Source organism: Ideonella sp. B508-1, from assembly GCF_000333615.1.
Classification (GTDB): Bacteria; Pseudomonadota; Gammaproteobacteria; order Burkholderiales; family Burkholderiaceae_C; genus Ideonella.
The window spans coordinates 19,658-32,717 of sequence record NZ_BADL01000259.1 but is presented as its reverse complement, the minus strand read 5'-3'; the positions used below and the strand labels follow the sequence as shown (position 1 = coordinate 32,717).

Sequence of the window (13,060 nt, the reverse complement as noted above, 5' to 3'; positions counted from 1 at the left end):
AGGAGACCGCGCGATGAAGCACCTGTTGAAAGACCCCGCGCTGTGGCGCGAAGCCGCCTGCATCGACGGCCAGTGGCTGGCCGAGACGCCGCACGGCCGTTACGCGCTGCACAACCCGGCCGACGGGTCGGCGCTGGTGGCGCTGCCGCGCTGCCGCGAGGACGAGACGCGCCGCGCCATCGAAGCCGCGCAGGCCGCCTTCGGCCCCTGGCGGCGTCTGACGGCCAAAGTGCGCGGCGAGATCCTGCGCCGCTGGTACGAGCTGATGGTGCAGCACAAGGACGACCTGGCCACGCTGATCACGCTGGAAGAAGGCAAGCCGCTGGCCGAGGCGCGGGGCGAGATCGACTATGCCGCGGGCTTTGTGCGCTGGTTCTCCGAGGAAGCCACACGGGTGCGCGGCGACGTGATCCCGGGCGCCAAGGAGACGCAGCGCATCGTCGCGCTGCGCGAACCCGTCGGCGTGTGCGCCGCGATCACGCCCTGGAATTTCCCGGCGGCGATGATCACGCGCAAGGCCGGCCCCGCGCTGGCCGCCGGCTGCACGATGGTGGTCAAGCCCGCCAGCCAGACGCCGATGACCGCGCTCGCCTTGGCGGAGCTGGCCGAGCGCGCCGGCATCCCGGCCGGCGTTTTCAGCGTGCTCACCGGCAACGACACACGCGCCATCGGCGGCGAGCTGACGTCCAACTCGCTGGTGCGCAAGATCACCTTCACCGGCTCCACCGAGGTGGGGCGTACCTTGCTGGCCCAGTCGGCGCAGACGATCAAGAAGTGCTCGATGGAGCTGGGTGGCAACGCGCCCTTCATCGTCTTTGACGACGCCGACCTCGATGCGGCGGCCGACGGCGTGATCTCGGCCAAGTTCCGCAACACCGGCGAATCCTGCATCGGCGCCAACCGCGTGCTGGTGCAGGCCGGTGTGTACGAGGCGCTGGCCGAGCGCATCGTCGAGCGCGTGAAGAAGCTGCGCGTGGGCAACGGCCTGGAAGAGGGCGTGAACCTCGGGCCGCTGATCGATGCCGGCGGGGTCGAGAAGGTCGAGGCGCACGTCGCCGATGCGCTGGCCAAGGGGGGGCGCCTGCTGCACGGCGGGCGCCGCCACGCGCTCGGCGGCAACTTCTATGAGCCCACCGTGCTGGCCGACGCCACGCCCGCGATGCGCATTGCGCACGAGGAGACCTTCGGCCCCGTGATGCCGCTGTTCCGCTTCGAGAGCGACGACGAGGCCATCGCGATGGCCAACGACACCGAGTTCGGACTGGCGGCTTACCTCTACAGCCGCGACGCGGCACGCATCTGGCGCAACGCCGCACGCATCGAGTCGGGCATGGTGGGCATCAACTGCGGGCTGATCTCCAACGAGTTCGCGCCCTTCGGTGGCGTCAAGCAGAGCGGCCTGGGCCGCGAAGGCTCGCACCTGGGCATCGACGAGTACACCGAGGTCAAGTATCTGTGCTGGGACGGCCTCCAGCCGGCCTGAGCCCCCCGTGCCTGATTCACGTTCACCGCAGGAGACGTCCATGATCAAGATGATGGCGGCCATTTGCCGCAAGCCCGGCATGACCCACGCCGAGTACCTGGCCTACGTGCAGCATGTGCACGGCGCCATTTCCAACGAGCAGCCGCTGACGCTGCGCCGCTACGTGCAGAACCATGTGTTCGACGCGGCCTTCGGCAGCAGCCGCGAGGCGGTGCACGCGATGACGATGGCGCGCGACTCGGTCACCGAGCTGTACTGGGACAGCCCCGCCGACATGGGCGTCAATTTCGCCCATGAGCATGTGCGCACCAAGGTCGGGCCCGACGCGGCGAACTTCGCCGACGCCAGCCGCACGCTGAGCCTGGTGGCGGTGGAGGCCGAGCAGCCCGTGCCGCAGCCCGGCCGCGTGGCCGGCGCCAAGGTGCTGCACTACCTGCGCGCCGCGCCCGGGATGACGCTGGAAGCGTTCTTCCAGGCCTGGGCGGCCGCACACGCACGGGCGCTCGACGCGGCGCCGCAGGCCGCCGCCGCGGTGCGCCGCTGCGTGCACAGCCGTCAGCTCGCGGAGTTCAACCCGATGCTGGCCTACTTCGGCGCCAAGGACGTGCCGATCTACGAAGGCGTGGGCACGCTGTGGTTCGACAGCCCGGCCACCGTGGGCGCGTTTCGCGACTACGAACGCGCACTGCTGGCCGTCAATGCCGAGGCCCCGTTCTACGACCCGGCGCAGTCCTTCTTCGTCTACGCCACCGAAGTGCTCATCTACGAGCGCTTCGACCGCTGAGCGGGCCCCGGCCCCTCACAGATCCAGCACCAGCCGCCCCCCTCGCGCCCGCGAGCAGCACAGCAGGATCTGCGTTCCGGCTGCCCGCTCTTCAGGCGTGAGGTAGCTGTCGCGGTGGTCGGGCTCTCCGGCCAACACGGGGGTCAGGCAGGTGCCGCACACGCCCTGTTCACAGGACAGCAGCGGCTCCATGCCGGCCTGGGCCAGGGCGCGGGCGATGGTCTGGTCGGCGGCCACGGGGATCACGCGGCCGCTGCGGGCCAGTTCCACCTCGAAGGCCTGGTCGCCTGCGGCGGGGTCGGACGGGCCGGTGCCGGCCTCGGCGCCGAAGCGTTCGAAATGCAGCTGGGCCGAGGGCCAGCCGGCGGCCTGGGCACAGGCCAGCGCGGCGTCGATGAAGCGCTGGGGCCCGCACAGGGCCACGTGGGTGCCGGGCTGCGGTTGGCTCAGCACCGCCGCCAGGTCCAGGCGCTGGCCCGCGTCGCCCAGGTACAGGTGGGTGTGGGGCGCGAAAGCCGGCTGGCCCAGCAGGTCCAGGAAGGCGGCCTGGGCCCGGCTGCGCGCCGCGTAGTGCAGCGTGTAGCGCCGGCCCTGGGCCTGCAGGGCCTGGGCCATGCTCAGCAGCGGCGTGATGCCGATGCCCGCGGCCAGCAGCAGGTGCTGCTCGGCCTGGGGCGCCAGGCCAAAGCGCTGGCGCGGTGCGCCCATGCGCAGCGTCTGCCCGGCCTGTACTTCGTCATGCACCTCGCGCGATCCTCCGCGCGAGGCCGCATCGCGCAGCACGCCGATGCGGTAGCGCGGCTCGCCCGGCGCCTGGCACAGCGAGTAGGGCCGCACCCGTCCGCTGGGCAGGTGCAGGTCGATGTGGGCCCCGGGTTCGGCCGGGGGCAGCGGCCGGCCATCGGCGCGCACCAGGTCCAGGGTGCAGATGTCCTGGGCCACCAGGGTCTTGGCGGCCACCCGCACCTCGAGCGGGGAAGCCTCGGGGCTGTTCATGCGTCGGCTCCGGTCAGGGGGCGGTCGGGGCAGGGGTGGAGGCGGCGGATGCGGCGCGGTCGGCGGCCAGGTGGCGTTCGATCACCCGCCGGGCCTGCACACCGCCCGCGTCGATGTTGAGCATCAGCAGCCGGCGCTGCGGCCAGCGCAGCAGGTTCTGCTGCTGGCGCTCCAGCATCTCGCGGTCCTCGGCGAAGATGCGGCCCTGGCCCTCGCGGATGCGGTCGGTCAGCGCGGCGTCGTCGGGCTTGAAGTGGCGGGCCATGCCCCAGAAGTACCAGTGGCTGGTCTCGGTTTCGGGGGTGATGAAGTCCACCACGATGCAGGAGGCCTTGGCGGCGTCGGGGGCCTCGTAGCCGCCCTGGCCGGCCAGGGCCACGCCGACTTCGATCTGCACATGCGAGGGCGGGTTGAAGTGGCAGATCTGCCAGCGGTCCACCGGCTGGTCATGGGGCAGGCCGTTGGCCTGCAGCGCCATCTGCCAGAACGGCGGTGGCTCGATGCCCTGCATGAAGCGGCTGGTGATGACCTCGTCGCCGTTCACCCGGGTGGTGCAGGGCGTCTCGTCGATCTCCTTCTGGCCGATGCTGCTGGCGTGCACATAGGTCTCGTGCGTCAGGTCCATAAGGTTGTCGATCATGAGCCGGTAGTCGCAGCCGATGTGATAGAAGCCGCCGCCATAGGCCCAGGCCGGGTTGTCGGGCCCAGGGCAGGGCGGGCATGAGCCGTTCGTCGGCCCGCTCCGGGGTCGCCCGGCCAGACCCAGAGAAAGCCGTGGCGTTCCAGCAGGGCAAAGCGGCGCACTGGCGGAAAGCCGCCCACGCGCTGGCCGGGCATGGCCACGGTGCGGCCCTGGCAGCCCATCTCCAGGCCGTGGTAGCCGCAGACCAGTCGGTCGTCCTTGACGAAGCCCAGCGACAGCGGCGCGCCGCGGTGGGGGCAGAAGTCCTCCAGGGCATGGGCCTGGCCGTCGCTGGTGCGGTAGAACACCATGCGCTCGTTGCAGACCGTGCGCCCCAGGGGTTTGTCGGCCACCTCGTCCGAGGTGGCTGCGACGTACCACGCATTGGGGGTGAACATGAGCGTGTCTCCTTGTGTCTGGAACAGGGAAAGGGGGCCGGACGGTGCCGGCCCCAGGGCTCAGAAGTCGGGGTTTTCCACCAGCAGGGCCATGCCCTGGCCGCCACCGACGCAGGCCGATGCAATGCCCCAGCGCTGGCCGCGCCGGCGCAGCTCGCGCGCCACCGTCAATGTCAGGCGCAGGCCGGTGGCGGCCAACGGGTGGCCCAGGGCGATGGAGCCGCCGTTGACATTGAGCTGCTCGCGTGCGAGCCCCAGCAGCTGTTCGCAGGCCAGCACCTGGGCCCCCTGGGCCTCGTTGATCTCGACCAGGGCCACGTCGGACAGGGCCAGGCCGGCGCGCGCCAACAGGGCCTGGATGGCCGGCACCGGGCCGATGCCCATGATCTCCGGCGGCACACCGGCCGCGGCGGCAGCCACCAGGCGGGCCAGTGGGCGGCGGTCCTGGCGTGCCAGCGCGCGGCCGCTGGCCACCACGGCCGCGGCGGCGCCATCGACCAGGGCCGCGCTGTTGCCGGCCGTCTGCACGCCGCCGGGGTAGACGGTGCGCAGGCCCGCCAGGGCCTCCAGCGGGCTGGGGCGGGGATGGGTGTCCTGTGTCACTTCGCTGACCTTGCCCGCCAGGCGGATGCCGCGGGTCTCATAGCCGGTCAGCTCGAAGCGTGCGTTGCGCACGGGCACGATCTCCTCGGCCAGGTGGCCGGCGGCCTGGGCGGCCAGCGCGCGCTCGAAGGACTGGGCGGCGTAGCGGTCCACCGCCTCGCGCGTGATGCCGTGGCGCACCGCCAGGTTCTCGGCCGTCTGAATCATGCTCACCTTGGCGGCCGGGTCGTCCAGGGCCTCCCAGAGGAAGTCCTTGAACTCCACCGGTGCGCCCAGGCGGAAGCCGCTGCGGTGGGTGTAGGCGGCGATGGGGTTGCGGCTCATCGACTCGGCCGCCACCACCAGCGCGGCCTCGCAGTAGCCCAGGCTGATCTGGTCGGCGGCCTGGCGCAGCAGCTCGAAGCCGGTGCCGCAGATGCGCGCCGCCAGGATGGCGGGCACCTCCAGCGGCACGCCGGCGTACAGGCCGATGTGGCGCGGCAGCATGTAGGCGTCGAAATCGGCCTGGGCCATCGAGCCGGTGATCACCGAGCCGATCCGGGCCGGGTCCAGCTGCGCGCGGGCCAGGGCTTCGCGGGCGACCTGGATGCCCAGGTCGGTGGGCGAGACCGGTGCCAGTGCGCCGCAGTAGTCCACCCAGGGTGTGCGAACCCCCTCGAGCAGCCAGATGTCGTTGAACAGGGCGGAAAAGCTCATGCGGCCTCCTGGGCCAGGGCCATGTGGTGGGCCAGCCCGCCCCAGTGGGCGCGGAACAGGCCAGGGTCCATCGGGCGCAGCTCGCGCACCCGCGGGGCGAAATCCATCTGATCCAGCACATCGCGCTGCAGGTCCACGCCCGGCGCGATTTCGATCAGCTCCAGGCCTTCGGGGCCCAGCTGCAGCACCGCGCGTTCGGTGACGAAGAGCACCTCCTGTTGCCGCTGGGCCGCGTCCCGGCCGTTGAAGGTGATCTGCTCGACCTGGCGCACGAACTTGCGCGAGCGGCCTTCCTGCAGGATGCGCAGCTGCCCGTCCTGCACCGCCACCTGCAGGCCCCCTGCGGTGAAGGTGCCGCAGAAGACCAGCCGCGGCGTGGCGCGGGTGATGTTGATGAAGCCGCCGCAGCCCACCGGGCGGCCGTTGAACTTGCTCACGTTGACGTGGCCCTGCGCATCCACCTGGGCCAGGCCCAGGAAGCTGGCGTCCAGGCCGCCGCCGTCGTAGAAGTCGAACTGCGCGCTCTGCTCGATGATGGACTCGGCGTTGTAGGCCAGGCCGAAATCGCCGCCCTGGGCGGGGATGCCGCCGTTCACGCCCGATTCCACGCTCAGGCTGAGGCGGTCGGCCACGCCTTCCTCGGCCGCCACGGCCGGAATGCCCGCGGGCACGCCGATGCCCAGGTTGGTCAGCGCGCCGGGCCGCAGGGCCATGGCCGCGCGCCGGGCGATGACCTTGCGCTCGTCCAGCGGCAGAGGCTCGATGCTGCTGAGCGGCACCCGCAGGTCGCCGCACAGGGCCGGGTCGAAGGCCGTGGTGATGGTCTGCATGTGGTTCTCGGGCTGGGCCACCACCACGTGGTCCACCAGAAAGCCCGGCACCTTCACCGACTTGGGATGCAGGCTGCCGGCCTGCACCACCCGCTCGACCTGGGCGATGACGATGCCGCCCCAGCGCCGCGCCGCCTGGGCGATGGCCAGTTGCTCCAGCAGGATGCCTTCCTTGTCCAGGCTGAGGTTGCCGTGCTCGTCGGCATAGGTGGCGCGGATGATGGCCACGTCCACCCGCGGCGACGGGTAGTAGAGCCAGTCCTGGCCCTCGAAGGACACCCGCCGCACCAGGGGCTCGGTGGAGCGCTCGTTCATCCGGCCGCCTTCCTGGAGGGGGTCCACGAAGGTGCCCAGGCCGACCTGGGTGAGCAGGCCCGGCGAGCGGTTGGCGATCTGGCGCGTCAGGTGCGAGAGCGAGCCCTGCGGGAAGTTGTAGGCCTCGACCTCGCCGCTGAACACCATGCGCATCATTTCGGCGCCGGTCTGCCCGAAGTGGCCGGCCACCACGCGGCGGACCATGCCCGGGTGGGCGAAGTGCTTCATGCCGGCACTGCCCGCATTGCCGATGGCCCCGCAGGCCCAGGTGCTCAGTTCGCGCGGGTGGCCGGTGGCCAGGAAGTGGCGCTCCAGCCCCTGCAGCACCTCTTCGGCCAGCCCCATCACCGCCAGCCCCCCCAGGAAGATGGTGGCGCCGTCCGGGACCAGGGCGCCGACCTCGTCGGCAGAGATGACCTTCATGGTGGACTCCGGTGTAGATGTCTCAACATCGTTATATGACATAACAATTCTGCCGGCAGATCACGGCGTCGTCCCGCTCTTCTCATAGGTGTAAACCCGATTTGGCACAGAAGACCATTGCAAGCCGGTGGCCAGGGGACGCATCATTGCGCCGAAGATAGTTAAAGTAAATAACTAATGAGCGCCCGACAACCCCTGAACTTCATGCCGGTGGACGGCCCGCTGGCGGCCCTGGATCTGCTGCAGGTGAGCCGCTGCGGCCCGGTGCTTCAGGTCTGTCTGAACCGCCCGGCCAAGCGCAACGCGCTGTCCGACGCCCTGATCCGCCAGTTGCACACCGCCTTTCTGAACCTGCCGCAGGACATCCGGGTGGTGGTGCTCAGCGGCGCGGGCGAACACTTCTGCGCCGGGCTGGACCTGGCCGAGCTGGTGGAGCGCGACATCCACGGCGCGGTGCTGCATTCGCGCAGCTGGCATGCCGCTTTCGAGGCCATCCAGTTCGGCACGGTACCCGTCATCGCGGTGCTGCAGGGGGCGGTGGTGGGCGGCGGGCTGGAGCTGGCCGCGGCCTGCCATCTGCGGGTGGCCGAGGACAGCGCCTACTTCGGCCTGCCCGAGGGGCAGCGCGGCATCTTCGTGGGCGGCGGGGGCTCGGTGCGCCTGCCCCGCCTGATCGGCACCGCCCGCATGATGGACATGATGCTCACCGGCCGTGTCTTCGACGCCGACGAGGGCGAGCGCCACGGCATCGTCTCCTACCGCACCGCGCCGGGGGGCGGTCTGGCGCAGGCCCTGGCCCTGGCCGAGAAGATCGCCGGCAATGCGCCGATGACCGCCTTCGCCGTCATGCACGCGCTGCCCCGCATCGCCGAACAGTCGCCTGCGGAAGGGCTGTTCACCGAGGCCCTGATGGCCGCCGTGGCCGGCAACACGCCGGAGGCGCAAGGCCGTCTGAAGGCCTTCCTGGCCGGCAAGGCCGCCAAAGTGGTCAAGCCATGAGGAGCCCGGCCATGTCATCTCCGCTTTCCGAGCGGCCCTTCCGCGAGGTGCGGGTGGGGGGCTGTGTGCAGGCCACGCTTTGGCACGCGCCGGGCGGGGTGATGCGCCTGCGCTCGACCGAGGACCTGCAGCTGCACCCGCAGCGCATGTCCGATGTGCTGGCGCACTGGGCCGAGCAGGCGCCCGAGCGCACCGCGCTGGCCCGCCGCGCAGGGGGCGATGGCGAGTGGCAGCGCCTGAGCTACGCCGAGCTGGTGTCGCTGGCCCGCGGTCTGGGGCAGGTGATGCTGGACCTGGGCCTGTCGGTCGAGCGCCCTCTGGCGCTGCTGTGCGAGAACAGCCTGGAGCACGCGGCCTGGATGATGGCCGGCTTCTGGGTGGGCGTGCCCACCATCAGCATCTCGCCGTCCTATGCGCTGCTGTCCAAGGATTACGGCAAGCTGCGCCACCTGCTGGCCACCACCACGCCCGGCGCGGTCTTCGTGGCCGATGCCCGCTTCGAACCGGCGGTGCAGGCCCTGCTGGCCCCCGAGGTGCCGGTGATCGTCGGCCAGGGCACGCTGGCGGGCCGGCCCTGCCTGTGCTGGGACACGCTGCGCCAGACCCGCCCCGGCCCGGCCGTGGAGGCGGCGCGGGCGGCCACCGGGCCGGACACCGTGGCCAAGCTGATGTTCACCAGCGGCTCCACCCGGCTACCCAAGGCGGTGATCACCACCCACCGCATGCTCTGCGCCAACCAGCAGATGCTGCGCCAGTGCATGCCCTTCCTGATGGACGAGCCGCCGGTGCTGGTCGACTGGCTGCCCTGGAACCACACCTTCGGCGGCAACCACAACCTGGGCATCGCGCTGTACAACGGCGGCACGCTCTACATCGACGACGGCAAGCCCACGCCGGCCGGCATGGTGCAGACCATCCGCAACCTCAGCGAGATCGCGCCGACCGTCTACTTCAACGTGCCGCGCGGGCTGGAGGAACTGGCCCATGCGATGGACCGCGACCCCGCCCTGCGCCAGTCGCTGTTCAGCCGCTGCCAGGCCTTCATGTTCGCGGCGGCCGGCCTCTCGCAGGCCGTCTGGGACCACCTGGACCGCCATGGCGAGGCCGCCCTGGGCCAGCGCCTGCGGGTGCTGTCCGGCCTGGGCATGACCGAGACCTCGCCCACCAGCATGTTCCTGGTGGGCACCCACGCCCGGGCGGGCTACATCGGCCTGCCCTGCCCGGGGGTGGAGGTGAAGCTGGTGCCGGTGGGCGACAAGCTGGAGGTGCGCTTTCGCGGCCCCCACGTGATGCCGGGTTACTGGCGCTCACCCGAGCAGACGGCCCAGGCCTTCGATGAGGAGGGCTTCTACTGCACCGGCGACGCGGTGACCCTGGTGGACCCGCAGCGCCTGTCGCTGGGCCTGCGCTTTGACGGCCGCATCGCCGAGGACTTCAAGCTCTCGACCGGCACCTTCGTCAGCGTGGGGCCGCTGCGGGCCCGCGTCATCGCGGCCGGCGATCCCCTGATCCTGGATGTGGTGCTGGCCGCGCCCGATCGCGACGACCTCAGCGCGCTGGTCTTCCCGCGGCTGGGCGACTGCGCCGCGCTGGCCGGCCTGCCGGCCGGCACGCCCGCCGACGAGGTCTTGCGCCACCCGGCGGTGAAGGACTTCTTCCAGGCGGTGGCCGACCGTCTGTGGCAGGAAGGCACCGGCAGCGCCAACCGCATCGCCCGCCTGCACCTGCTGCGCGAGCCGCCCTCGGTCGACGCGGGCGAGATCACCGACAAGGGCTCGATCAACCAGCGCGCGGTGCTGACCCACCGGGCGGACCTGGTCCAGGCCCTCTGTACCGGCGACCCGGCCGTGGACATCCTGCGTGCCCGCCACGCGTGAACCCTTCCCGACCTTTCTAGGAACAAGCATGCAGATCTCTCAACAAGCCGCCCTGGTCACCGGCGGCGGTTCGGGCCTGGGCGAGGCCGTGGCCCGTGCCCTGGCCGCACAAGGGGCCCGCGTGGCCGTGCTGGACCGTCAGGCCGAGGCCGCCCAGCGCGTGGCGGCCGACATCGGCGGCCTGGCCTGTCCCTGCGACATCACCGACACGGCGGCGCTGACCGCCGCCCTGGCCCAGGCCGAGGCGGCCCACGGGCCGGCGCGCATCCTGATGAACATCGCCGGCATCGGCACGGCGCGGCGCATCGTGCAGCGCGACGGCAGCCCGGCCCCGCTGGAGGACTTCGAGCGGGTGGTGCGCATCAACCTGATCGGCACCTACAACGTCACCCGGCTGGTGGTGGCCCGCATGACGACCCTGCCGCCCTTGCCGGACACCGACGGCGAGCGCGGCGTGGTGGTGAACACCGCCTCGGTGGCGGCCTTCGACGGCCAGGTGGGTCAGGAGGCCTATGCCGCCTCCAAGGCGGGCATCGCCGGCATGACGCTGCCGCTGGCCCGCGATCTGGCCCAGTTCGGCGTGCGGGTCTGCACGCTGGCGCCGGGCCTGTTCGCCACCCCGCTGATGAAGGAACTGCCCGAGGAGGTGCAGCAGCGCCTGGCCGAGAGCATCCCCTTTCCGCGCCGCCTGGGCCGGCCCGAGGAATTCGCCGAACTGGCCTTGCACGTGGTGCGCAACGGTCACCTCAACGGCGAGGTCATCCGCCTGGACGGGGCCTTGCGCATGGCGCCGCGCTGAGCCTGTCCACAGGAGGGCCGATGTTAGAGTCCAGCCCCATGTCCCGACGCGCCCCTTCCTCCCGCCGGTCGGCCGCTCCCGCGGCGCAGGAGCCGGCCGAAACCGAGCTGGCGCCGGGCGAGCCAGAGGCCGCCGAGGCGGAGATGCTGGACCAGGCCGACCTCGGCGGTCTGGCTGGCTACGCGATCACCCGGGCCCAGGTGCAGCTCAAGCGCAATTTCCAGCGCAACCTGGGGCAGCCGCTGGGGTTGAAGGCGGTCGAGTTCTCGGTGCTGGTGCTGGTGGACGGCAACCCCGAGGTCAACCAGAAGCAGCTCGGAGCGGCCCTGGATGTGTCGCCACCGAACCTGGCCGTGATCCTGGACCGCATGGCGGCCCAGGGCTGGCTGCGCCGGGAGCGTTCCGAGCGCGACCGCCGGGCCCAGCAGATCGTGCTCACGGCAGCCGGGCGCAGCCTCTGCCAGAAGGCCCGCAAGATCGCCGCCACGATGGAGCAGGAGGTGCTGGGCGTGCTCAGCGCCGCCGAGCGGGCCCTGCTGATCGAGCTGCTGCACCGCGTGGCCAAGCAGCGCGGCCGCTGAACCTTCGTCCCCCACCGCCACCGCCTGCGTGCCCAGCCGCCGTGTCCCAGCAGCTGCCGACCTACCCGCTCTACGCCGACACCCGCGGCATCGGGCCGCTGGACGTCATGCACTGGGAGTCGATCGCCGAGCGCAGCCAGCTGCACGACTGGGAGATCCGTCCCCACCGCCATGAAAGCCTGCTGCAAGTCCTGCTCATCGAGCAGGGCGAGGCCGAGGTCTGGCTCGATGGCCTGCAGCAGCAGGTCCGGGGGCCGGCCCTGGTGGTGGTGGTGCCGCTGTGCGCGCATGGCTTCCGCTGGGCACCGGATGTGCAGGGCCATGTGCTGACGTTGCAGGCCGGCCATGCGCGTTCGCTGCTGGAGCGCGAGCCCGCGCTGGCCGAGGCGGTGCTGCGCAGCGGCTGCCAGCTGCTGGACGGGCCCAGCTGCGCCGGCCTGCAGGCGGCGCTGCAGGCGCTGTTGGAGGAATACCGCCGCCATGCCCCCTGGCGGGCCACCGCCATCGATGCGGCGCTGCTGCGCCTGCTGGTGACGCTCTGCCGCGCCCGGCCCGTGGCGCCGGTGCTGCCGGCCGGGCAGGGCGGACGGGCACTGGCCCAGGTGCAGCAGTTGCAGGAGCTGGTGGAGCAGCGCTTTCGCAGCCAGCCCAGCGTGGCCGACCTGGCCGCCTGCATCGGCATCACGCCCACCCAGCTCAACCGGGTCTGCCGCAAGGTGCTGGGCCATTCGGCGCTGGCGGTGCTGCACGCCCGGCTCAGCCTGGAAGCCCAGCGGGAGCTGGCCTACACCACGCTCAGTGTCAAGCAGGTGGCGCTGGGCCTGGGCTTTGCCGATGCCGGCTATTTCAGCCGCTTCTTCCAGCGCGCCACCGGCTACACGCCCAGCGCCTGGCGGGCCAGCCGGCGCTGAGTCCGGCGCCGGTCGCTCGGAGGGTTCGGTGGGGTGGGCCGGGGCGGTTCAGACCCCGGGCATGGGCAGGAAATCCGGCAGGGCCTTGACCCGCTGGATCCAGGCCCGGATCTGCGGCCAGGGTTCCAGGTCGACCCCGCCCTCGGGCGCCAGCGCCACATAGGGGAAGACCGCGCAATCGGCGATGGTGGGCTGCGCGGCGGCCAGCCAGGCGTGCTGGCCCAGATGGGCTTCGAGCAGCGGCAGGATGCGCGCGCTGCGGCGCAGGGTGTCGGCCTTGTCGATCGCATAGCCGAACTGTCGACCAGGCGGGCGGAGGCCGGGCCGTTCTGCACCTCGTTGGCCGCGGTCGACAGCCACTGCACCACGGCCGCCAGGCCTGCCGCATCCCGCGGCAGCCACTGCGGTGCGGCGTACTTCTGCGCCAGATAGACCAGGATGGCCTGGGAGTCCCGCAGCACCACCTCGCCGTCCACCAGGATGGGCAGCTCGCCCCAGGGGTTCAGGTCGATGAGCGGCGAGCGCTTGTGCTCACCGGCCAGAAAGTCCACCGGCACGATCTCCAGCGGCACATGGGCCAGGGCGGCGAACAGGCGAACCTTGTAGCAGTTGCCAGACAGGACGAGGTCATAGAGCTTCATGCATGTCTCCTGATGCAGGGGGTTGGAAAAGGGGCGAAAGAG

The 13,060-nt window shown here is 71.4% G+C and carries 11 protein-coding genes and 2 pseudogenes; 7 read left to right on the top strand and 6 right to left on the bottom strand.

Features of this window, described 5'->3' with window-relative positions; genetic code table 11:
* The first annotated feature begins 13 nt into the window (after nucleotides 1-13).
* Nucleotides 14-1,483 carry an NAD-dependent succinate-semialdehyde dehydrogenase gene (locus tag I73_RS10775; RefSeq protein WP_022980613.1) on the top strand — a complete coding sequence of 490 codons (1,470 nt, stop codon included), beginning with the start codon at nucleotides 14-16 and terminating at the stop codon, nucleotides 1,481-1,483.
* Nucleotides 1,484-1,523: 40 nt separating this feature from the next.
* Nucleotides 1,524-2,267: an EthD domain-containing protein gene (locus I73_RS10770; RefSeq protein WP_022980612.1), complete on the top strand. Its 744-nt coding sequence runs from the start codon at nucleotides 1,524-1,526 to the stop codon at nucleotides 2,265-2,267.
* 15 nt (nucleotides 2,268-2,282) lie between these two features.
* On the opposite strand, the gene I73_RS10765 is transcribed toward I73_RS10770, so the two are convergent.
* From I73_RS10765 to I73_RS10750, 4 genes and pseudogenes are all read right to left on the bottom strand, one after another.
* Nucleotides 2,283-3,263: a PDR/VanB family oxidoreductase gene (locus I73_RS10765; protein ID WP_022980611.1), complete on the bottom strand. Its 981-nt coding sequence runs from the start codon at nucleotides 3,261-3,263 to the stop codon at nucleotides 2,283-2,285.
* A gap of 13 nt (nucleotides 3,264-3,276) precedes the next feature.
* Nucleotides 3,277-4,343, bottom strand: a pseudogene (locus I73_RS27355) (Rieske 2Fe-2S domain-containing protein).
* Nucleotides 4,344-4,403: 60 nt separating this feature from the next.
* On the bottom strand, nucleotides 4,404-5,642 hold the full coding sequence (locus tag I73_RS10755; protein WP_022980610.1) for a thiolase family protein: 1,239 nt from the start codon (nucleotides 5,640-5,642) through the stop codon (nucleotides 4,404-4,406).
* A complete protein-coding gene (locus I73_RS10750; protein WP_040500235.1) occupies nucleotides 5,639-7,210 on the bottom strand; it encodes an acyl CoA:acetate/3-ketoacid CoA transferase in 1,572 nt (523 codons plus the stop codon). The genes I73_RS10755 and I73_RS10750 overlap by 4 nt, the downstream gene beginning before the upstream one ends.
* A gap of 177 nt (nucleotides 7,211-7,387) precedes the next feature.
* Between I73_RS10750 and I73_RS10745 the strand changes: the two genes are divergently transcribed.
* Genes I73_RS10745 through I73_RS10725 form a run of 5 tightly spaced genes read left to right on the top strand, consistent with a single transcriptional unit; the run spans nucleotide 7,388 to nucleotide 12,377 of the window.
* Complete coding sequence (locus I73_RS10745; RefSeq protein WP_022980608.1) at nucleotides 7,388-8,209, top strand: crotonase/enoyl-CoA hydratase family protein; 822 nt, start codon at nucleotides 7,388-7,390, stop codon at nucleotides 8,207-8,209.
* 11 nt (nucleotides 8,210-8,220) lie between these two features.
* Nucleotides 8,221-10,086 carry a feruloyl-CoA synthase gene (locus tag I73_RS10740; RefSeq protein WP_085944595.1) on the top strand — a complete coding sequence of 622 codons (1,866 nt, stop codon included), beginning with the start codon at nucleotides 8,221-8,223 and terminating at the stop codon, nucleotides 10,084-10,086.
* 28 nt (nucleotides 10,087-10,114) lie between these two features.
* Nucleotides 10,115-10,885 carry an SDR family NAD(P)-dependent oxidoreductase gene (locus I73_RS10735; protein ID WP_022980606.1) on the top strand — a complete coding sequence of 257 codons (771 nt, stop codon included), beginning with the start codon at nucleotides 10,115-10,117 and terminating at the stop codon, nucleotides 10,883-10,885.
* A 38-nt stretch (nucleotides 10,886-10,923) separates the two neighbouring features.
* Nucleotides 10,924-11,466, top strand: coding sequence for a MarR family winged helix-turn-helix transcriptional regulator (locus tag I73_RS10730; RefSeq protein ID WP_022980605.1), 543 nt, complete (start codon nucleotides 10,924-10,926; stop codon nucleotides 11,464-11,466).
* A 41-nt stretch (nucleotides 11,467-11,507) separates the two neighbouring features.
* A complete protein-coding gene (locus tag I73_RS10725) occupies nucleotides 11,508-12,377 on the top strand; it encodes a helix-turn-helix domain-containing protein (RefSeq protein WP_022980604.1) in 870 nt (289 codons plus the stop codon).
* 48 nt (nucleotides 12,378-12,425) lie between these two features.
* Here the strand turns inward: I73_RS10725 and I73_RS33885 are convergent, their stop codons facing one another.
* Nucleotides 12,426-12,737 (bottom strand): glutathione binding-like protein, encoded by a 312-nt coding sequence (locus tag I73_RS33885; protein ID WP_234409475.1) that lies wholly within the window; start codon nucleotides 12,735-12,737, stop codon nucleotides 12,426-12,428.
* Nucleotides 12,738-12,841: 104 nt separating this feature from the next.
* Nucleotides 12,842-13,018, bottom strand: a pseudogene (locus I73_RS33880) (glutathione S-transferase N-terminal domain-containing protein); the annotation flags it as partial.
* Between the last annotated feature and the right edge of the window lie 42 nt (nucleotides 13,019-13,060).